Here is a 19130-nt window from a genome sequence, read left to right as displayed (position 1 = left end):
CCTCACCTCATAGCATAAAGCCACCCACACGGAGCCGTCTTTTTCAGACGGCTCCGTTTTTTGTGCCCATAAGAATTCTATGGGCAGAAGAGGATTACTCCTCTTCCAATGCCTCAACGGCTTTCTGCAGGTCGTCTTTGCTGACTTCTTTATCCGCAACCTGGGCCAGCTCGACGATATAGTCGATGACTTTGTCTTCGAAGATCGGCGCGCGCAGTTGCTGCTGCATCTGAGCGTTCTGCTGCACGAACTCAAAGAACTGGCGTTCCTGACCAGGGTATTGGCGCGCCTGGTTCATGATCGCTTGGGTCATCTCTGCATCGGTGACTTCAACTTCGGCCTTCTGGCCCAGTTCGGCCAGCAACAGGCCCAGACGCACGCGGCGTTCGGCCAGCTTGTTGTGCTCGTCAGTCGGCTCGATCTCATCGTGGTCGTGGCCTTCCACTTCCGGGTTTTCTTCGTGCCACAGCTGGTGTGCGATCTGCTTGGCCTCGGCATCTACCAGCGACGGTGGCAGATCAAACGAAACCTTCACGTCCAATGCGTCCAACAGAGCACGCTTCATCACCGCCCGCGAAGCACCGCTATATTCCGCTTCCAGACGTTCTGAAATCTGGCCTTTCAGCGCTTCCAAGTCTTCTGCACCAAATTTGGTGGCCAGCTCGTCGTTGATCTCGGCGGCGACGGGTTCTTTCACATCCTTGACGGTGCAGGTAAACACAGCGTCTTTGCCGGCCAGATGCTCGGCACCGTACTCTTCGGGGAAGGTGACGTTCACGTCTTTTTCTTCCTCGGCCTTTACGCCAACCAGCTGCTCTTCAAAACCGGGGATGAAGCTGTTGGAACCCAGAACCAACGGATAGTCTTCAGCGGATCCGCCCTCGAACTCTTCGCCATCAACCTTGCCAACAAAATCGAACACAATCTGGTCGCCGTCCTTGGCTTTCGAGCCTTTGCGGCGGGATTTGAAATCCTGCGCAGTTTCGGCCAGGTTGCCCAGCGCTTCTTCAACGGCCGCGTCATCGGCTTTGACAACCAGCTTTTCCAATTCAACCGATTTCAGGTCGACCTCAGGGATGGCAGGCAGGGCCTCATAAGACATCTCGACATGTACGTCGTCGCCTTCTTTCCAATCCTCATTGGTCATCTTCACCTGAGGCTGAAGTGCCGGACGCTCACCGCTGTCTTCGAAATGCTGGTTCATTGCACCGTCGATGCTTTCTTGCATCGCCTCGCCAAGCAGACGCTGACCGAACTGCTTTTTCAACAGTGCCATCGGTACCTTGCCTTTGCGGAAGCCCTTCATTTCGACTTCAGGCTGTGCTTCGATCAGTTTCTCGTTAACTTTGTCGTCCAGCTCAGCTGCGGATACGACAATGTTATAGCCGCGTTTCAGACCTTCGTTCAGCGTCTCGGTAACCTGCATTATGGTAGTCCCCATAGGATTCGGGGCGCGCAAAACGGCGCGCCGGGCAAATTTGAGGCCTTCTATTTGCCCAGCCGCCCGCGTGCAAGGGGCAAAGCCCGGATCAGCCTTGTTTTGCCGCCGATTTGACCAAAAAAACGCCCCGGACCTGGCCGGAGCGTTCTTGAGGAATTGTTCGCGGGATCAGAACTTCCAGCGCGCACCCAGCACCCAAGCCTCGTTGTCATCGAAACTCGTGGTGTCATCGAAATCATGGTTACGGTATTTCAAATAGGCATCGGTATTGATACTGTCGATGCGCTGTACGACAGCGATACCCCAGGCCTTAGTACTCGAGCCGTCGATCGAGAAATCAGATCCGTCGAAATAGTCGATGCCGATACCAGTCTTACCCCATGACACCCAATCGTCTTCATACGCAAGCTTCGCATACCAGTAATTCGGGTCACTGGTACCGCTGGAAGTGTCATCTCTTGAACCCAAAGCTGCGGTTACGCTGAAACCACTGGGCAGCAGAACCGAGGCGGACCCGATTGTGTCTTTTCTCTCCCCGGATCCGCTATCGTAATCGCGCACGGCGTAGGCGAGGGATGCAGCAATCTCCACCCCGTTGGATAAGGTATTTCCATAGGACACCGACACATCGTAGTAATCATCGTCATCGCTGCTGGACAGGATGTTCTGACCATAGGCTATCGCTGCCGAAAACCCGTTGAAATCTGGCGTGTCATAGCGAATGCGCCCGCGCCTTGAACCATCGAAGTTATCAGATGTGTCACCAACGGTAATGCCGCTTAGCATTCCATCAGACTCACGATAAAAGAAGGCGCCATTCTCATCATTGGTGAACGAATAGAGCGCCGTGCCAACATAGGATAGATCGGATTCGGCCGCTCCATCCGAGGCCATGCTGCCCTGCCCGGCAGAAAATTTACCATAGCCACCCTTCAACGCAAAATCGACGTGCCGAATATCTTCACGGTTCCAACCATCGGCATTTGTCCCATCCTGGTTGGCGCTCCCCGTGCTCGGCAGGCCCAGACCGGATTCGAAACGGAAGGTAAACTCATTGCTACCGTAGGGTTGCATCAAAAACAGCCCTACACGGCTGTTGGACAGATCATTGTCCAGCAAACGGGTTTCCGTCTCATCCCCGTCGTCAACTGAGACAATTACGGGGTTAAACTGGCCATACAGCTCAACATAACCGCCGCTGTTGTTGTTATATCTAAGCTCCGCCGCTGCTGGGATGGCCGATGCAGCGGTCAGGCAAGTCGCAATCGTGCTTATCGATACTTTCTGGGTCATAGTCATTCACCATAATGGATCTATTTACGGGCACTGCTCGCTTGTGCGCGATTTCTCTATGATCCCCTGTCTCGGGCCCATTCAGCTCACGCATCTTGTGCGAATATAACCGCAGCTGAAGGGTGTTAATTTGATCTACTTCAAAACGATAGAATATATGTCATCCAAGTCACCCAGACCGCTTGCCGCAATACTGACGCCTGACCTGAATTTCACCATACGCTCATTTTGGGACATCGAATACTGCAGCGGCGGATTTTCGCCGAGGCGATTAAGGACCTACTTCCCGCAAAACCCGTGGCAACTGTTCGGGCAAATCTTCGGCGATCAACCCCGGCCCGAAGGATCGCGCACATTCCACATGCAGCCATGCCGCAGTTTCCGCGGCCTGCAAGGACGAGAACCGCCGCGCCAGCAACCCGGTGATAAACCCCGCCAACACGTCCCCGGCCCCGGCTGTCGCCAACCAGGGCGCCGCACGTTCATAAACGGCCGAATTCACTGAGCATTGCCCGTTCGGCTCCGCAATCACGGTATCGGGTCCCTTGAACAAAACCACGCACCCTGCCCGCCTGGCAGCCTCTCGGGTGGCGTCCACTTTGGAATAGGCCGGACCCTTGATGGGAACCGCTTTCAGTTTTTCCGAGATATCCGGGAACAGCCGCGCGAACTCGCCCCCGTGCGGGGTCAACACGCAACCGTCATGCAGCATGTCGAACAACGTCAGCGGGTCGTCTGCAAACGCCGTCAGTGCGCCCGCATCCAGAACTGTCGCTCGTTTTGAGGCCAAGGCAACAGGCACCAAATGCCGTGCTCGCTCCAGACCTAAACCGGGGCCAAGACACAAAGCATTCAAGCGCTCATCTTCAAGGGTTTCCGACAGTGCATTATCATCTTCAACCCGCTGCAACATGATCGCGGTTACCTGCGCCGCAACTTCCATCTGTGCCGCCGGAGGAACACCCAATGTCACCAACCCGGCCCCAATCCGCAAAGCACCCCGCGCCGCCAATCGCGCCGCGCCGGTCTTGCCAGAACCACCGGACAGGATCAGCGCATGTCCATGGGAATACTTGTGTTGTTGTTTGAATTTGGGCAAGCGATAAAGCGGCAACCCAACCCATGTTCGCTCGTCCTTCACGCGGCCAGGTGCCTCGGCAAGGGTTAGAAAAGCAGGTCGGCTCGCCCTGCGAAAAGGCTTGGGACCTAATGTGAACGCACTGTCGTATGGTTCACCGTTAAAGCGGCAACGCTGTGTGGAAATACCGATGTCTTTCACAACAAGCTTGCCACACAAATCCGGTCCTTGCGCCAGAAAATGCCCAGGCTTTGGGCTGTCGAAACACACTGTCAACCAAGCAAAACGGTCATGCAAAGCACGCGCGCCGCCCGCAGGAGCTACCTTGTTTCGCATCTCTGCGGGTACACCGTCCAAAAATTCGCGAGGCCATAGGTTCAATGGCTCTTGATGCAACACCCGCCCACTGTCCAAACACAAGCCGGATGGGGCATCTATGCTGACCAGGCGGTCGGTATAGTGCTCCCCGTTCACACCAGAAAGATGCCGAACGACCTTGAACAATTCTCCGTCCAAGCCGCGCTTCAGCCCCGTCCCAAACAGAGCATCAACGTAAAGATCGGCAGAACCACCCTTGCGCATGTCCTTTTCAGTCAGAGGTATAACTTCCCCCAGCTCCAGCCACCGCTCATAATTCACCCGCGCATCCGGCGGCAGCTTCTCTAGGTCACCATACAGAAACACCGCGACCTCCCACCCTTGCTCCCGCAAAAGCCGGGCCACGACGAACCCGTCCCCACCGTTGTTTCCTGGCCCACACAAGACAACTGCCCGCAACGGATCCTCTTCATCTGGCCGCGGATACGTCAGGGAACGCGAGGGGCTGGCCCCTCGCTTGTCCAACTCTGGCCACTCCTCGAAAATCGCCTCGACAACACCCTGCCCAGCCCGTTCCATCAGCTCAAGACCGGTCACATCACCGGACTCAATGGCCGCTTGTTCGATCGCCCGCATCTGTGCTGCAGTCAGTAAGTCTGTCATGCTGAACCCTCGCGCGATTCAATTTCGACTATTTTTTGTGCAAACTGTTCAAAATTTCACCGGCCATCCAATTTCCATGCAACCCGGCATCGCCATTTTCTCATTCACATTGCCGCCCGATCTTAGACGTGGTCAGTGCCATCCTGACAAGAGTTAAAGGGAGCCCGGTATGAAGAAGATCGAAGCGATCATCAAGCCGTTCAAACTGGACGAAGTGAAAGAGGCGCTGCAGGACGTCGGAGTCCAGGGCCTCAGCGTGATCGAGGTCAAGGGGTTTGGCCGTCAGAAAGGTCACACTGAACTTTATCGCGGCGCGGAATATGTGGTCGACTTTCTGCCCAAGGTGAAGGTCGAGGTTGTGCTGGACGACGATCTGGTCGATGCCGCCATCGAAGCCATCGTTTCCGCCGCCAAAACCGACAAGATAGGCGACGGCAAGATCTTTGTCTCACCCGTCGAACAAGCAATTCGCATCCGTACCGGCGAAACCGGTTCGGACGCACTGTAACAAGACCAAATCTTCAATTCAGAGGAATCAAGAGAATGAGCAAGGACGCAGTTCTTCAGCTAATCAAGGACGAAGGCGCCGAATATGTCGACGTCCGCTTCACTGACCCGCGCGGCAAACTGCAGCACGTCACCCTGGTGGCCGATCAGGTAGATGAAGACTTCCTCGAAGAAGGCTTCATGTTCGATGGCTCTTCCATCGCTGGCTGGAAGTCCATCGAAGCCTCGGACATGAAACTGATGGTCGATACCAACAGCGCCTATGTCGATCCGTTCTACGCAGAGAAAACCATCTGCGTGCATTGCTCAGTTGTCGAGCCCGACACCGGTGAAGCTTATGAGCGTGACCCGCGCGGCACCGCCCAGAAAGCCGAAGCCTACTTGAAAGCAACCGGTATCGGCGACGTGGCCTATATGGGCCCAGAAGCAGAATTCTTCCTGTTCGACGATGTGCGTTTTTCGAACAGCATCAACAAAGTATCTTACGAAGTTGATGCAACTGATGCATCCTGGAACACCGACACCGAATACGAAATGGGCAACATGGGCCACCGCCCGGGGGTTAAGGGCGGTTACTTCCCGGTCAACCCGATCGACGAAGCCCAGGATCTGCGTTCGGAAATGCTGTCGACCATGAAGCGTCTGGGCATGAAGGTCGACAAGCATCACCACGAGGTTGCGTCGTGCCAGCACGAGCTTGGCCTGATCTTTGACAGCCTGACCAAACAGGCAGATGAGCTGCAGAAGTTCAAATACATCATCCACAACGTGGCGCATGCATACGGCAAATCGGCGACCTTCATGCCGAAGCCAATCGCAGGCGACAACGGTACCGGCATGCATGTGAACATGTCGATCTGGAAGGACGGCAAGCCTCTGTTTGCTGGCGACAAGTATGCTGATCTGTCGGACGAGGCACTGTTCTTCATCGGTGGTATCCTGAAGCACGCCAAGACACTGAATGCCTTCACCAACCCGGCGACCAACAGCTACAAGCGTCTGATCCCCGGATTTGAAGCCCCCGTCCTGCGTGCTTACTCGGCTCGTAACCGTTCGGGTTGTGTCCGTATTCCATGGACCGAAAGCCCGAAAGCCAAGCGCGTCGAAGCCCGCTTCCCTGATCCGGCCGCAAACCCCTACCTGGCGTTTGCCGCGCTGCTGATGGCTGGTCTGGACGGCATCAAGAACAAGATCGATCCGGGCGAAGCCATGGACAAGAACCTGTACGATCTGCCGGCCGAAGAGCTGGCCGACATCCCGACGGTTTGCGGTTCACTGCGTGAAGCTCTGGAAGCCCTGGCATCGGATCACGACTTCCTGCTGCAGGGCGACGTGTTCACTAAAGACCAGATCGACGGCTACATCGCACTGAAGATGGACGAAGTCGAAACCTACGAACACACGCCGCATCCGGTTGAATACGGCATGTATTACAGCTGCTAATCCAGCATTTTCGACGATAACTCTATAGGGGCGTCCATCGGGCGCCCCTTGTTTCGTTTGGCCCGATCTTTCACACTTGCCATTACCCCGGTTAGGAGAGATCGCATGTCAGCCGAAACCGCATTCGCCCCGTTCTCGGATTTCGTCACTTCGAAAGAGGGACTGGAGCGCATCACCGGCGCGCCCCTTCCCCAGATCATCGCCAAGGAACAAGCCGCGCTGGACGGCATGTGCCGCGACTTTATCGCCAAGTCGACCTTCTGCCTGATAGCTTCGGCCAATCCGGGTGGTTATCTGGATATTTCTCCTCGTGGGGATCCCGAAGGGTTTGTTCGGCTGATCTCAGACACTCTGATCGCCATTCCCGACCGCCCAGGCAACAAGCGGACTGACACGTTTCACAATATAATACAGGACCCGCGTGTTAGTGTGATCTTCCTAGTGCCTGGCAAGTTGGAGACTTTGCGCATCCGAGGAACCGCGCGCATATGTATTGACCCGGACTTGCTGAACAGTATGGCAGTGAATAATCGCGCGCCTAAGCTAGCCCTTATGATTCATATCGAGACCGCTTTTGCACATTGCCCTAAATGCGTCATCCGGTCGGATATGTGGCAACCTGAAAACTGGCCAGATTCATCAGGGCTTCCCAATATGAACGCCATGATGGTCAAGCACGCCAAAATCGACAAAACGCCGGATGAATGGTTTGATAGCCTGAAGGGCACCGGGGAACTCGACCTTTATTAACCCCTTTTCGTGTGCGGCTTCCCTGCCTAGGCTGCCCCTGTCATTTCATTGGATCGGATTACAAGATGCTTCGGCTTGCTCTTATTTTGGCAATTTCTCTACCTGGCTTTGCGGCAGCGGCTCCCTGTGGCAACACCGGAAATGGATTTGAGACCTGGAAGCGGGATTTCGCAAAGCAAGCTCGGCGCGCGGGAGTAAAAAAGAAGGGATTGCAGGCGCTGAGCCAAAGCCAATACGCCACCCGAACCATTGCCGCGGACCGAAACCAAAAGAGTTTTAAATACTCGCTGGACAAATTCATGCAGATCCGCGGCGCGGATACCATCGTAGCGCAGGGCCGTAAGCGCAAAGCCAGGAACCCTCAGTTCTATGCGACGCTCGAGCGCCAGTATGGGGTGCCAGCAGGCGTTCTGATCGCTATTCACGGAATGGAAACAGGATTTGGAAATTTCATGGGTGACAGCCAGGTTGTGTCAGCAATAACCACTTTGGCCTATGATTGTCGCCGATCCGAGTTCTTCGTCCCCCACGCTATCGGAGCACTGAAGCTGGTCGATCAAGGCAGCATTACGACCAACACTGTTGGTGCCAAGCATGGTGAGCTGGGACATACACAGTTTCTGCCGGGCAATGCCCTGGAATACGGTGTGGATGCCACGGGTGACGGTCAGGTCGATTTCTACAATATGACCGATGCGCTGGCCTCGACCGCTAATTTCCTGCGTAAAAAGGGCTGGAAGCCCGGACGCGGATATCAACCGGGCCAACCGAATTTTGCGGTCATTCAACAGTGGAATGCCGCGACGGTGTACCAAGAATCCATCGCAATCATGGCTGCTCGAATCGACGGATGATTGTGTCGGTCTGTCATGTAGGGCGACCGCAATTCAGACACATTGTCGCCACAGACGCTAAATAGCCCTTAAAATGCCTAGGTTTCCAATGCGTAATCAATCTTGCCGATTTCTCATTTTTTTCCATTTCCGCCCAATTCTTTCCCTTATCTGTTGATAATTTGAGTCATCTGACGGAATGCACAAAGGAATGCGCAGTGACTCCGAAGCACAGCTATCACGGCGGCCTGCAGTTCACAGGCAAGACCAATGGCGCGATCGAGCGGTTTGGTGCCATCGTGGCGGCGACCCTGGAAGATTACGGCCATCTTGTTGAGCGCAAAACGATCTTGAACACGACCGAGGCGAGCATCGTCTCAAGTCAGTACCTTGTGCGCCTTACGCTGGATACCCAACTGGCTGAAACAGAAGACCGGTTTGAACGGCGGGACCGTGCGGCCGGTCTGAGGACCGTCTCGAAACCCCGGGTGACCCTGCCCGAAAACCGGTTGACGGTCACAATTACCCCTGTTTCCGCCTTGCTGGACGACAGCGAGATCTCGGAGCTTATGCTTGTTGTGATCCTGTATCGTATGGTTGATATCTGTGCGACTCAGCGCGTGGAATGGCTGTCTCCGAATACAGTCCTGACCATGGAACAATTCATGAGTGCTTTTGACACTCTGGCGCCCGTTAAACAGCGGGACAGAAAACAAATTTTCGAATCCGTTTCCGGGCCGTTTGCAGGTCTTGAATTAACGGAGACAGAAGATCTGGATGAGCCAAGAAACAAAACGCAGACCTCACATGCGCGGCCAATCCAGCTGTCAGACGAGCAGTTGCTTAGCATTGCTTTTCGGACAGAACCGATCGAGCAGAAACCGGATGATCGGACCGACACTCCCCCCCTCGACCACGAGAAACCCAATGATATCCTGCGACTTACCAGTTGGGGACTTACGGGTGCCGTGGCCAGCGTGTCGGTCCCGATCGCGGCCTCGATGGCTGCCGTCAACCTGATCCGAGGTGAAGATTTCCGCCTGAATACTCAGGTACTTGCCTATTCGGTTGCAATATCAGCGCTCAGCACCAGCGGTGCCTTTGCCGGTGTGGCAACTGCTTTAGGCATGTAGACTAATTCCAATAAGACCCTCCTAGGAAGCCCCGCCGTCAGGTGGGGTTTTCTTTTTGGCGAAGGCTTCCAGCCTCAAGAACATAGGTGTGGATCGAAAAAACCACAGCCCGCGTTTTCGGCAGCCGCAACAATGTTTGCCGCTCGCTGCGCAAATAGCACGCGGCTCCGGGTGAACTGACCTCGCGCGGTTCTGTAGCGCTTCGAGGCTGATGCAGATCGGCATCCTCATACCACAGCGCATTAAACCGCCAGAGCGGCTTATCGGGCTGAATTCCATCAAACAACCGCTGGACACGGCGCGCGATGCTTTCGTCGTAGCTGTTGACCGGTACATGGATGTCGATCAGGGGACGCATTAATTTTTCTGACAGTCGCCAACTGGCTGGAAAACACAAAACCGCGCCAGTCAAAACATGTTCGTCCCCTTGCTTTTGCAAGATACAGATATCCTCCTGCACCAGTCTGCAAAGGGTTTCCATTGGGGCCTGCCGATCAATCTGGACCTTCTGCCCATCGGCTCTCGTGACGAGGTCTGAGCATCCGGGATACGCATATTGCAACACCAGGTCCAAGACTTCTTGTGCGGCGGGTTCGGCTTCGGGCGCCAGCGCAAGAACATCAGCGTGACGCTCTTTCAGCAACGCTTCCCGATATTCCATCTGGGCCGCGAACGCTTCGTCCTGATGCAACCAAGTTTCCATACTGGCGGGCTGAATACCCGGCAGCGGGCGGGGTTTCAAAGGATCATAGGGAGTAGAGGTCTGCAAAATGGTCGTCATGAGCCCGACCTAACATCGGTACTTCGACTTGTCGGTCAAAAAGCGACGGATGGCGGTCGCAAATTATCAAGACGCTGAAAGAATGCTTCTTCACGCTCGATAGACAGGCAGGGAGGGCTACTATGAACCGTCACCATAGAGATATCCGCAAGATCGACCCCACCAAAGGCACAGCGCTTGGGGACGGCACTCCCAATGATTTGGACCGGATCGAGATCGGTCCCACACAGCTGGCCTTCGCCGAATGGGAAGCCGCCGGCCTGTCCTTGCCGAACCTTGAGAGGATGCGTGAGTATAGGTGGAAACGTCTGACCAAGGCCATCGTTGATCGTGGCTATGGTGGCTTGTTGATGTTTGATCCTCTGAACATTCGATACGCCACAGACAGCACCAACATGCAGCTCTGGAACACGCATAACCCCTTCCGCGCAGTGCTGTTATGTGCCGACGGGTATATGGTGATCTGGGACTATAAAAACTCACCTTTTCTAAGCCAATTCAACCCATTAGTGAAGGAACAGCGGTCGGGCGCCGACCTGTTCTATTTCGATCGCGGCGACAAGGTCGATGTTGCCGCGGATGTACTCTCGAACGAAATGCGGGCGCTGATTGATGCGCATGGCGGCGGTAACAAGCGGCTGGCTGTGGACAAGATCATGCTGCACGGTTTGCGCGCCCTTGAGGCCCAGGGGTTCGAGATCATGGAAGGCGAGGAAGTCACTGAAAAGTCCCGCGCCGTGAAAGGCCCGGACGAAATTCTGGCGATGCGTTGTGCCAATCACGCCTGCGAGACCTCGGTCGCCGAGATGGAGGCATTCGCTCGCGCCAATGTGGGAAACGGAAGAACCTCGGAAGACGACATTTGGGCCATTCTGCATGCCGAAAACATCCGGCGAGGGGGTGAGTGGATCGAAACCCGTCTGCTGGCGTCAGGCCCGCGCACCAACCCTTGGTTTCAGGAATGTGGTCCCCGGATCACGCAAAAGAATGAAATCATCGCCTTCGATACCGATTTGATCGGGTCTTACGGCATCTGCATCGATATCTCGCGCACTTGGTGGATCGGGGACGAGAAACCCCGCCCGGATATGGTCTATGCCATGCAGCACGCGCATGAGCATATCATGACAAATATGGAGATGCTGAAACCCGGCGTTATGATCCCTGAACTGACCGCCAACAGCCATAGGTTGGATAGCAAGTTTCAGGACCAGAAATACGGCTGCCTGATGCACGGCGTTGGCCTGTGTGACGAGTGGCCTCTGGTCGCCTATCCGGACAAGGCCGTCGCCGGCGCTTATGATTATCCGCTGGAACCGGGCATGGTTCTATGCGTCGAAGCTGCGGTTGGCGAGGTAGGTGGAGATTTCTCAATCAAACTCGAAGATCAGGTTCTGATCACTGAGGATGGGTATGAAAACCTGTCCACCTATCCCTTTGACCCACAGCTTATGGGGCTGGCCTGACCCTTCAGTTCGGCCAGTTTGACCGTTTGACGTTCCCATGCCAGTCCTCGATTTCGGTGCTGGCAAAAGATGTCGGCTGTGTCCAGTTCTGACCCGCGGCAAAACTGACGACCGCAGTTACGGCGATAGCGATCAGTAAATCTACTCGAAGATTTGTGCCATGTGGCTGAGAAGTGAGATGTACCATTGTTGCCTCCGTGGCTGGTTGTGTTCGACAGGCTCAAGATGAGGGTGGCGTTCGCTTTATTAAAGTGAATGTTTGATTGGGAATGCATCACAAAAGTTGATGCAATCTATCGCACCAGAGCTCCGCCGGCCCCTGACCCAGTCTCACCTTCCCGTGACGCTTCTTACATAGGGGTTGAGACCCCTCGCTGGCAGCCACAATATTGAGGCACCTCATGACGTAAGGAACTGCCATGCCCACCGAACGCATCACCTTTGCCGGTCACGACGGCCACCAACTGGCTGCACGCCTCGACCTGCCGGACGGGCCTGTCCTTGCTACGGCATTGTTTGCCCATTGCTTTACCTGTTCAAAAGATATCCCGGCCGCGCGCAGGATCGCAGCCCGTCTGGCAGCGATGGGTATCGCGGTATTGCGGTTTGATTTCACAGGCTTGGGTCATTCAGACGGCGAATTTGCAAACACCACCTTCACCTCGAATGTTGAGGATCTGATTGCCGCCTCACGGTATCTGGCTGGACGGAACATGTCCCCGTCTCTGCTGGTCGGGCATTCTCTCGGAGGGGCAGCGGTTCTGCGCGCCCGAGCTGGTATTTCGAGTGTTAAGGCCGTTGTGACGCTGGGCGCACCTGCCGATCCAGGGCATGTCTCGCACCATTTCGACGCCGCACTGTCGGAAATCCAACAAGAGGGATCGGCCGAGGTAACTTTGGGTGGTCGCCCGTTCCGTATTGGCAAAGCGTTCGTCGAAGATATCGCCCAATCCGCGCTAACCCCTGCGATTGCGGATTTGAAGGCCGCGCTGCTGATACTTCATGCGCCACGCGACGAAACGGTTAGTATCGACAATGCAAGCGCGATCTTTCTGGCAGCCAAACATCCCAAAAGCTTCGTGACGCTGGACGACGCTGATCACCTGATTACACGCGCGGCGGATGCGGAATATGCTGCAGATGTAATAGCGGCTTGGGTTACGCGCTATGTGGTGCTGCGCCCGCCTGCCCCACCACCGGGTGCGCCCGAAGGCGTAGTGCGGGTGACTGAGGCCGATCCCAACGGATTCCAGCAAGACATTCAGTCCGGCCCCAAGCATCATGTTGTAGCAGACGAACCGGCCTCATATGGAGGCACCGACCGCGGTATGTCGCCCTATGGCTTTGTGTCATCGGGTCTTGGAGCCTGTACTTCGATGACAATCCGGATGTATGCGCGGCGCAAGGGCTGGCCACTAACAGGCATCACTGTCGATGTTTGCCATAACAAGGTCCACGCACAGGATGCGGGTCTGATCACAGACAACAAGGTCGATCTGTTCCGCCGCAAAATCCGGCTCGAGGGCCCCTTGGATCAGGATCAGCGCGCACGTCTGCTTGAAATCGCCGACAAGTGCCCTGTTCACAGGACACTTGAAGGAACAGCGAAAATCACGACGGAATTGCTGTCGTGATCCGCATCAGCGCCGCCGCGGTGACGGGCGGTGAATAGGCGGCCGGGCAACTGGTGGCCGGGCAACCGGTGGACGTGCCGGGGGTTTGGCGACAGGGGGGCGTGGGCGCGCCGGGGGCTTGGTGACCGGAGGTTTGGGTTTGACCGGAGGCTTACCCTGCGGTGGACGATCTACATCAATGTCCACATCAACGTCGTGATAGTAGTCGTTCCAAAGCATCGAGTCATAGAACGGATCATATCCGTATCCCACACCAACCGTCACGCCGTCGCAGGCAGACAAGGTGATACTGGTCAAACCGAATACCAGCGTGGCGATCGACCGTTTCATCAGCTTACGAGTCATCCAAACCTCCTCACTGAAGCGACCGGAATGACGCGAATACGGCATTCAGGTCGTCCACATAGCCAGGATCGGCGCCGTCTCTTAATACGGCCACTGCGACAGCCACGCGATCACGCGGCAAGTCAATCACTGTGGCCGTGAAATTTATCCCCCGCCGATCACGGGTGCCGGTACCGCGGATAACCCGCGCTGGCAGACCTCCGATCCGGGTTGCGACTGTTTCCGAAACGATCGGATCTTTGACCAGAAACTTGTCGATATCCTGAAGGTATCGCAGGCCACCGTCGATGGATGACACACCAGATGGCGAGACAAATCCAATCCATACGCTGTCATCCGTTACCGGTTTGATCCCCATGACCCGGGCAACCGCGCGGGGATCGTTCAGCTCGGTGTCATCGACCTCACGCGGGCCGCCAGTACGAACCGACCAAAAATCTGGTACCGCAAAGCTGAACAAGGCGCGCCCTTCATCAGTATAGGTGATCGGTGTTTCGGCTTTTGCACTCCCTGCCCCGGCGCAAACAACCGCGCAGGAAAGGGTTACAGCCCTCAATAGATTAGGCATATCTGAATAACCTGTTGTTTCTATTGCTACAGCTTGAACTGTGTCGACCGGTTTTGTCCAGCCTCTTGTTGGCGCAACAAAAAACCGCGCCGGGATCGCTCCGGGCGCGGTTCATGTCAACCAGGTTGACTGTGGTTTAGGTGCGGGCGTCGCCCACCAGCTTCCACAGGCCAGGGATCAGCAGCGCGGCCAGCGCGAGCTTGATCGCATCACCCACCAGGAATGGTGTCAGGCCCCATGCCAGGATCGGCTGGTCCCAGCCATAGAGCTGGCCCAGCCACAGCAGGCCGGGGACATAGATCAGAACGTTGGCCAGTACCAGCGCCAGCGCCATTTTCACGACCGAACGGTCCCAGCCGCGCGCGGCCAGCGTACCCAGCATCAGGGTTGCCAGCACATATCCGACCAGGTAGCCGCCTGTGCCACCCATCATGTAAGTAAGGCCGAATTTTTCAGCCGAAGAGCCCGCGAACACGTCAAAGCCCAGCGCGCCGATCAGCAGATAGCCCATCATGGTTACCAGACCCAGCCGTGCGCCATAGGCGGTGCCGATAGTCAGAACCGCAAATGTACCCATGGTGATTGGAACCGGCCACATCGGCACTTTGATCTTGGCGGCGACGGCCAAGGCAACGATGCCCAAAGCAACCAAAACCACCTGTTTGACGCGCAGCGCCGTCCCTTCACGTGGGCCAAATGCATTGGCCAATACGTTCGCATTCATGTTGTTTCTCCCTAAACGGACCGAGATTCTGCAACAGGAATGCCCTGTCAGCGCCGCATCTGCAAGATGATTACGCTACCGCAGCATGTATTCCGTATTCATTTCGTATGATTTCCGGGGGCCGGACACGGTCCAACGGACGCTCCAGCAGGGCCAGCCTGAGAAATCATAGACTGCGTCATAGCTGTCTGGCGAGCAATTATGATGGTCCGCAGCCTGCGTCACACCCAGCCTGAGCGTGTGAAAATAGCGCCCGTCATCAAAATGCACCGCAACGCTTTCGCCCTTGTCGTGCCACAGGTAGCGGCGCGTTCCCATCATTTCGGGCTGGCCCGGAATGCGCAGAGTTACCGTCTCGTCATAGATCAGACCGTCTTTGGACCTGATGAATCGCGCAGAGCCATCGGCCAAAACCACCTGCCCGGCCCGCGCATCCCGAATGGTGCGTGACAGGCTCCAGTCCCCTTCGAAGTCGGTCAGTTCGTTTGGAAAGGTCATTCGGGATAATACCCGTCTGTGATCTCGCCTGCGTCGTCAATAAATCGAATGATGACACCGCTTTGCAGAACATCGTAACACGCCCAGATATCCGAAGGCGGCCAAACCGAGCAATACTGATCGCCCTGCACGGCCCACTTTCCGGTGCTGGGACGACCCGAAAAATAATGGGTCACCCCGCTTTGGTCGAATGTTTGCCAGATGCCGTCGCCATAAGTTAGTTTTTTGCCCGACAAGGCTTCGGCAATTTCATCACCCGTCAGCGGCCAGAACTCTGTCGCTGCCGCAACACCAGGCCAAAGGGATAAAATCAGGGCAAACCGTCTCATCACCGCACTCGCGCCTTGTTCCGTAGGGCGGCTGGGTTTAAACCGCGCCGCAACGACCTCTGCCAAATCATAAAAAGGTGCCGCTGCCAATGATTCCACGTTATTCCCGCCCCGACATGGTCGCCATCTGGTCGCCCGAGACGAAGTTCCGCATCTGGTACGAGATCGAGGCCCATGCCTGTGACGCCATGGCCGATCTGGGCGTGATACCGCGTGAAAACGCCGATGCCGTGTGGAAGGCAAAGGATGTGGAATTCGATGTGGCCCGCATTGATGAGATTGAGGCCGTCACCAAACACGATGTCATCGCTTTTCTGACCCATTTGGCCGAGCATGTCGGCAGTGATGAAGCGCGTTTCGTGCATCAGGGCATGACCAGCTCGGACGTGCTGGATACCTGTTTCAACGTTCAGCTGACCCGCGCTGCCGACATCCTGATCGCCGACCTCGAAGGTTTGCTGGCCGCTCTGAAACGCCGCGCGATCGAACATAAGGACACTGTCCGCATCGGCCGCAGCCACGGCATCCACGCCGAGCCCACCACAATGGGCCTGACATTCGCGCGCTTTTATGCCGAGATGGATCGCAACCTATCCCGCATGCGCGACGCACGGGCCGAGATTGCAACAGGTGCGATCAGCGGCGCGGTCGGCACCTTTGCCAATATCGACCCTCAGGTCGAAGAGCATGTCTGCGACAAGCTGGGACTGGTGCCCGAACCGATCAGCACGCAGGTCATCCCCCGCGACCGCCATGCCGCGTTCTTTGCCACGTTGGGCGTGATCGCCAGCAGCATCGAAAACGTTGCCATTGAAATCCGTCACATGCAGCGGACCGAGGTTCTTGAGGGGGCCGAGTTCTTCTCGATGGGGCAGAAAGGGTCGTCGGCGATGCCGCACAAGAAGAACCCTGTACTGACCGAGAACCTGACCGGGCTGGCGCGCATGGTGCGCGCGGCGGTGATCCCGGCGATGGAGAATGTGGCGCTCTGGCACGAACGCGACATCTCACACTCCTCGGTGGAACGCATGATTGGGCCGGACGCCACGATCACACTGGATTTTGCTCTGGCTCGACTGACGGGCGTGATCGACAAAATGCTGATCTTCCCCGAGAACATGATGGAGAACATGAACAAGTTCCCCGGTCTAGTGATGAGCCAGCGGGTTCTGCTGGCGCTGACGCAGGCAGGGGTCAGCCGGGAAGAGGCTTATGCTATGGTTCAACGCAACGCGTTGAAGGTCTGGGAACACCGCACAGACTTCAAAGAAGAACTTCTGGCGGATACTGACGTGACCGCCGCGTTGAGCAAGGAGGAGATCGAAGAGAAATTCGATCTCGGCTATCACACCAAACATGTCGATACGATCTTTGCCCGGGTGTTTGGCGAGTAAAATTTCGTAAAGACTCTGCAATACTGACCCGCACAAAATTTTTGTGCGGGTTTTTCTTTGCTTGATCACGGCAGGATCATTCCCGCTTTCTAACTTGTGAATAAATTCGCGCGATCAGTTGTTAGCTTTTGTATAGAACGCGCTATGCTTATTCTGAGCAGCCCTACGAACGGAGACCAATTATGCGCCTCATCCTAGCTTCGGTTATTGCAATTCAGGCCCTTACATTTGCCCCCATGGTTCATGCCGCAGGTGGCGGCGGGGGATCGACGCCGCCAAAAACAACAAACACCACCAAGAAATGTCTGTTCGGACGGGTCTATGATGAGGCCGCGGGCAAATGCGTAAAGCCCAGCAACACCAATTTCACTCAGGATCAGCTGTACCACGCCGTGCGTGAACTGGCCTATGACGGGCAGTTCAAAAACGCCCAAGGCGTGCTGCGCGTGATGGACCAAAATGACGATCGCGTCATGACCTATTGGGGCTTTACCTATCGGAAGATGGGCAAGCTGGAACTGGCGAACCTGTTCTATGAAGGTGCAATTAACGCAAATCCCGACAATATCCTGGCACGTTCCTATATGGCGCAAGGCTTTGTTGCCGAGGGCAAAACCGATCTGGCGATTGCTCAGTGGCGTGAAATCAAGGCGCGCGGCGGCGAAGGAACCTGGGCAGAGGTTTCCCTGCGCGAGGCGATCCGCACCGGACTGACCTACAACTACTAAGCTTCAGCCTTTCTTTACCCGACTCTCTGTAATCTGCCTGTGGAACAGGAACTTTGGCACCGCAGGCAGATGCAGAACACAAACACATTGGTACAGGTGGCCCCGGGGGCTTCTGCCCAGCTGGCCAAAGAAAACGATGACGACCTTCGCTTGGTGGCCCGCAGCCTCAGCAGCCGACAAAAAGCGGCGGTGGTTGTGCGTCTCTTGCTGAATGATGGGGCGGACATTCCGCTGGAAGAGCTCCCCGACGATTTACAGGAAAAGCTAACCCACCAACTGGGCAAAATGGGCCTTGTCGACCGGGTTACCTTGGACGCTGTTGCCGGTGAATTTGCAGATGCGCTGGACAGTGTTGGCCTGTCCTTTCCACATGGTCTGGCGGGCGCTTTGGATGTGGTGAACGGCAAAATCGCCCCGGCAACTGCGGCGCGTTTGCGTAAAGTGGCCGGCATACGCCAGATCGGCGATCCTTGGCAGCGATTGCGAGAGATCCCTACAGAAGATCTGGCCGAAATGGCGCAGGCCGAAAGCACTGAGATTGCGGCCGTGATGCTATCGAAACTTGAAACCGCCAAAGCTGCGCAACTGCTAGGGCACCTTCCCGGCCCAGTTGCTCGGCGTATTACCTATGCGGTTTCGAAAACAGCAAATGTCAGCCCAGAGGCCGTCGAGCGGATCGGATGGTCGCTGGCGGCTCAGATGGATCAGCGCCCTGCCACAGCGTTTGCCGACGGACCGGGTGCCCGCGTTGGCGCGATACTGAATCAGTCCGCTGCCTCGACCCGGGACGGCCTGCTGAGCGCATTAGAAGAAGAAGACGCCGATTTTGCCACCATAGTTCGCCAATCCATTTTTACCTTCGCCCATATTCCGTCTCGCATTCTGCCCCGCGATGTACCGACCATTCTACGCGGTGTGGAACAACCCGTCCTGGTTACAGCGCTCGCCGGTGCAGAAACGGAAGGAGACAGGGCATCGGTTGACTACCTGTTGTCCAACATGTCGTCGCGTATGGCCGAAAACCTGCGCGAAGAAATGGATGAGGTCGGAAAAATCAAACAACCCGATGCAGAGGAGGCGATGACCCAGATCATTGGCGCCATCCGGACACTTGTCGATGAGGGAACCATCACGCTCCGGGATGATGACGGCGACGAATAAAGAGAGAAAGCGCGCCTAAATCTCTGGCCGAGCAGAAAGCTTG

Annotated in this window: 20 protein-coding genes; 10 read left to right on the top strand and 10 right to left on the bottom strand. The window is 56.1% G+C overall.

Annotated elements, in window-relative coordinates; translation table 11 throughout:
* Positions 1–94: 94 nt before the first annotated feature.
* From tig to AC2FIC_RS09020, 3 genes are all read right to left on the bottom strand, one after another.
* Complete coding sequence (gene tig, locus AC2FIC_RS09030) at positions 95–1426, bottom strand: trigger factor (protein WP_496692459.1); 1332 nt, start codon at positions 1424–1426, stop codon at positions 95–97.
* Between the two features lie 183 nt (positions 1427–1609).
* Positions 1610–2734, bottom strand: coding sequence for a porin (locus AC2FIC_RS09025; RefSeq protein WP_496692345.1), 1125 nt, complete (start codon positions 2732–2734; stop codon positions 1610–1612).
* Between the two features lie 271 nt (positions 2735–3005).
* Positions 3006–4793 carry an NAD(P)H-hydrate dehydratase gene (locus AC2FIC_RS09020; RefSeq protein ID WP_496692346.1) on the bottom strand — a complete coding sequence of 596 codons (1788 nt, stop codon included), beginning with the start codon at positions 4791–4793 and terminating at the stop codon, positions 3006–3008.
* 169 nt (positions 4794–4962) lie between these two features.
* Here AC2FIC_RS09020 and AC2FIC_RS09015 point away from each other — a divergent pair, with 169 nt between their 5' ends.
* From AC2FIC_RS09015 to AC2FIC_RS08995, 5 genes are all read left to right on the top strand, one after another.
* Complete coding sequence (locus AC2FIC_RS09015) at positions 4963–5301, top strand: P-II family nitrogen regulator (protein ID WP_142633129.1); 339 nt, start codon at positions 4963–4965, stop codon at positions 5299–5301.
* Positions 5302–5336: 35 nt separating this feature from the next.
* Positions 5337–6743, top strand: coding sequence for a type I glutamate--ammonia ligase (glnA, locus tag AC2FIC_RS09010; RefSeq protein ID WP_142633127.1), 1407 nt, complete (start codon positions 5337–5339; stop codon positions 6741–6743).
* 105 nt (positions 6744–6848) lie between these two features.
* Positions 6849–7493 carry an MSMEG_1061 family FMN-dependent PPOX-type flavoprotein gene (locus tag AC2FIC_RS09005; protein ID WP_496692347.1) on the top strand — a complete coding sequence of 215 codons (645 nt, stop codon included), beginning with the start codon at positions 6849–6851 and terminating at the stop codon, positions 7491–7493.
* Between the two features lie 65 nt (positions 7494–7558).
* Positions 7559–8347, top strand: coding sequence for a lytic murein transglycosylase (locus AC2FIC_RS09000; RefSeq protein ID WP_496692348.1), 789 nt, complete (start codon positions 7559–7561; stop codon positions 8345–8347).
* A 197-nt stretch (positions 8348–8544) separates the two neighbouring features.
* Positions 8545–9459, top strand: coding sequence for a hypothetical protein (locus AC2FIC_RS08995; protein ID WP_246097123.1), 915 nt, complete (start codon positions 8545–8547; stop codon positions 9457–9459).
* 37 nt (positions 9460–9496) lie between these two features.
* On the opposite strand, the gene AC2FIC_RS08990 is transcribed toward AC2FIC_RS08995, so the two are convergent.
* Positions 9497–10240, bottom strand: a complete 744-nt coding sequence (locus AC2FIC_RS08990) for a heme-dependent oxidative N-demethylase family protein (RefSeq protein ID WP_496692349.1) — start codon at positions 10238–10240, stop codon at positions 9497–9499.
* Between the two features lie 122 nt (positions 10241–10362).
* Between AC2FIC_RS08990 and dddP the strand changes: the two genes are divergently transcribed.
* Positions 10363–11706, top strand: a complete 1344-nt coding sequence (gene dddP / locus AC2FIC_RS08985) for a dimethylsulfonioproprionate lyase DddP (protein WP_496692350.1) — start codon at positions 10363–10365, stop codon at positions 11704–11706.
* 4 nt (positions 11707–11710) lie between these two features.
* Here the strand turns inward: dddP and AC2FIC_RS08980 are convergent, their stop codons facing one another.
* The gene (locus AC2FIC_RS08980; RefSeq protein ID WP_496692351.1) at positions 11711–11893 is read right to left on the bottom strand and encodes a hypothetical protein; all 183 of its coding nucleotides are present in this window, start codon (positions 11891–11893) and stop codon (positions 11711–11713) included.
* 232 nt (positions 11894–12125) lie between these two features.
* Between AC2FIC_RS08980 and AC2FIC_RS08975 the strand changes: the two genes are divergently transcribed.
* Positions 12126–13340, top strand: a complete 1215-nt coding sequence (locus AC2FIC_RS08975) for a bifunctional alpha/beta hydrolase/OsmC family protein (RefSeq protein WP_496692352.1) — start codon at positions 12126–12128, stop codon at positions 13338–13340.
* Positions 13341–13346: 6 nt separating this feature from the next.
* Here the strand turns inward: AC2FIC_RS08975 and AC2FIC_RS08970 are convergent, their stop codons facing one another.
* From AC2FIC_RS08970 to AC2FIC_RS08950, 5 genes are all read right to left on the bottom strand, one after another.
* Positions 13347–13685, bottom strand: coding sequence for a hypothetical protein (locus AC2FIC_RS08970; RefSeq protein WP_496692353.1), 339 nt, complete (start codon positions 13683–13685; stop codon positions 13347–13349).
* 10 nt (positions 13686–13695) lie between these two features.
* Positions 13696–14253 (bottom strand): hypothetical protein, encoded by a 558-nt coding sequence (locus AC2FIC_RS08965; RefSeq protein WP_496692354.1) that lies wholly within the window; start codon positions 14251–14253, stop codon positions 13696–13698.
* Positions 14254–14389: 136 nt separating this feature from the next.
* Positions 14390–14977 carry a biotin transporter BioY gene (locus AC2FIC_RS08960; RefSeq protein WP_142633110.1) on the bottom strand — a complete coding sequence of 196 codons (588 nt, stop codon included), beginning with the start codon at positions 14975–14977 and terminating at the stop codon, positions 14390–14392.
* Positions 14978–15052: 75 nt separating this feature from the next.
* Positions 15053–15475, bottom strand: a complete 423-nt coding sequence (locus AC2FIC_RS08955) for a DUF6314 family protein (RefSeq protein WP_496692355.1) — start codon at positions 15473–15475, stop codon at positions 15053–15055.
* Positions 15472–15903 (bottom strand): hypothetical protein, encoded by a 432-nt coding sequence (locus AC2FIC_RS08950; protein WP_496692356.1) that lies wholly within the window; start codon positions 15901–15903, stop codon positions 15472–15474. Before AC2FIC_RS08950 ends, AC2FIC_RS08955 begins: the two co-directional genes overlap by 4 nt.
* Here AC2FIC_RS08950 and purB point away from each other — a divergent pair.
* The 3 genes from purB to AC2FIC_RS08935 all read left to right on the top strand — a co-directional run bounded on the left by purB (position 15894) and on the right by AC2FIC_RS08935 (position 19087).
* Complete coding sequence (purB, locus tag AC2FIC_RS08945; protein ID WP_142633106.1) at positions 15894–17198, top strand: adenylosuccinate lyase; 1305 nt, start codon at positions 15894–15896, stop codon at positions 17196–17198. The genes AC2FIC_RS08950 and purB overlap by 10 nt on opposite strands.
* Before the next feature lie 182 nt (positions 17199–17380).
* Positions 17381–17926 carry a tetratricopeptide repeat protein gene (locus AC2FIC_RS08940; RefSeq protein WP_142633104.1) on the top strand — a complete coding sequence of 182 codons (546 nt, stop codon included), beginning with the start codon at positions 17381–17383 and terminating at the stop codon, positions 17924–17926.
* Positions 17927–17995: 69 nt separating this feature from the next.
* The gene (locus AC2FIC_RS08935; protein WP_496692357.1) at positions 17996–19087 is read left to right on the top strand and encodes a flagellar motor switch protein FliG; all 1092 of its coding nucleotides are present in this window, start codon (positions 17996–17998) and stop codon (positions 19085–19087) included.
* Positions 19088–19130 lie beyond the last annotated feature (43 nt).

This window comes from Ruegeria sp. CDSC079 (genome assembly GCF_059610505.1).
The sequence above is the reverse complement of the archived record's forward strand: the minus strand, read 5'-3'. Positions and strand labels throughout refer to the sequence as shown.

Bases quoted from the DNA above. Each gene is read 5' to 3' on its own strand.
- tig (WP_496692459.1), bottom strand. From the start codon at position 1,426: ATGCAGGTTACCGAGACGCTGAACGAAGGTCTGAAACGCGGCTATAAC.
- AC2FIC_RS09025 (WP_496692345.1), bottom strand. From the start codon at position 2,734: ATGACCCAGAAAGTATCGATAAGCACGATTGCGACTTGCCTGACCGCT.
- AC2FIC_RS09020 (WP_496692346.1), bottom strand. From the start codon at position 4,793: ATGACAGACTTACTGACTGCAGCACAGATGCGGGCGATCGAACAAGCG.
- AC2FIC_RS09015 (WP_142633129.1), top strand. From the start codon at position 4,963: ATGAAGAAGATCGAAGCGATCATCAAGCCGTTCAAACTGGACGAAGTG.
- glnA (WP_142633127.1), top strand. From the start codon at position 5,337: ATGAGCAAGGACGCAGTTCTTCAGCTAATCAAGGACGAAGGCGCCGAA.
- AC2FIC_RS09005 (WP_496692347.1), top strand. From the start codon at position 6,849: ATGTCAGCCGAAACCGCATTCGCCCCGTTCTCGGATTTCGTCACTTCG.
- AC2FIC_RS09000 (WP_496692348.1), top strand. From the start codon at position 7,559: ATGCTTCGGCTTGCTCTTATTTTGGCAATTTCTCTACCTGGCTTTGCG.
- AC2FIC_RS08990 (WP_496692349.1), bottom strand. From the start codon at position 10,240: ATGACGACCATTTTGCAGACCTCTACTCCCTATGATCCTTTGAAACCC.
- dddP (WP_496692350.1), top strand. From the start codon at position 10,363: ATGAACCGTCACCATAGAGATATCCGCAAGATCGACCCCACCAAAGGC.
- AC2FIC_RS08980 (WP_496692351.1), bottom strand. From the start codon at position 11,893: ATGGTACATCTCACTTCTCAGCCACATGGCACAAATCTTCGAGTAGAT.
- AC2FIC_RS08975 (WP_496692352.1), top strand. From the start codon at position 12,126: ATGCCCACCGAACGCATCACCTTTGCCGGTCACGACGGCCACCAACTG.
- AC2FIC_RS08970 (WP_496692353.1), bottom strand. From the start codon at position 13,685: ATGACTCGTAAGCTGATGAAACGGTCGATCGCCACGCTGGTATTCGGT.
- AC2FIC_RS08965 (WP_496692354.1), bottom strand. From the start codon at position 14,253: ATGCCTAATCTATTGAGGGCTGTAACCCTTTCCTGCGCGGTTGTTTGC.
- AC2FIC_RS08960 (WP_142633110.1), bottom strand. From the start codon at position 14,977: ATGAATGCGAACGTATTGGCCAATGCATTTGGCCCACGTGAAGGGACG.
- AC2FIC_RS08955 (WP_496692355.1), bottom strand. From the start codon at position 15,475: ATGACCTTTCCAAACGAACTGACCGACTTCGAAGGGGACTGGAGCCTG.
- purB (WP_142633106.1), top strand. From the start codon at position 15,894: ATGATTCCACGTTATTCCCGCCCCGACATGGTCGCCATCTGGTCGCCC.
- AC2FIC_RS08940 (WP_142633104.1), top strand. From the start codon at position 17,381: ATGCGCCTCATCCTAGCTTCGGTTATTGCAATTCAGGCCCTTACATTT.
- AC2FIC_RS08935 (WP_496692357.1), top strand. From the start codon at position 17,996: ATGCAGAACACAAACACATTGGTACAGGTGGCCCCGGGGGCTTCTGCC.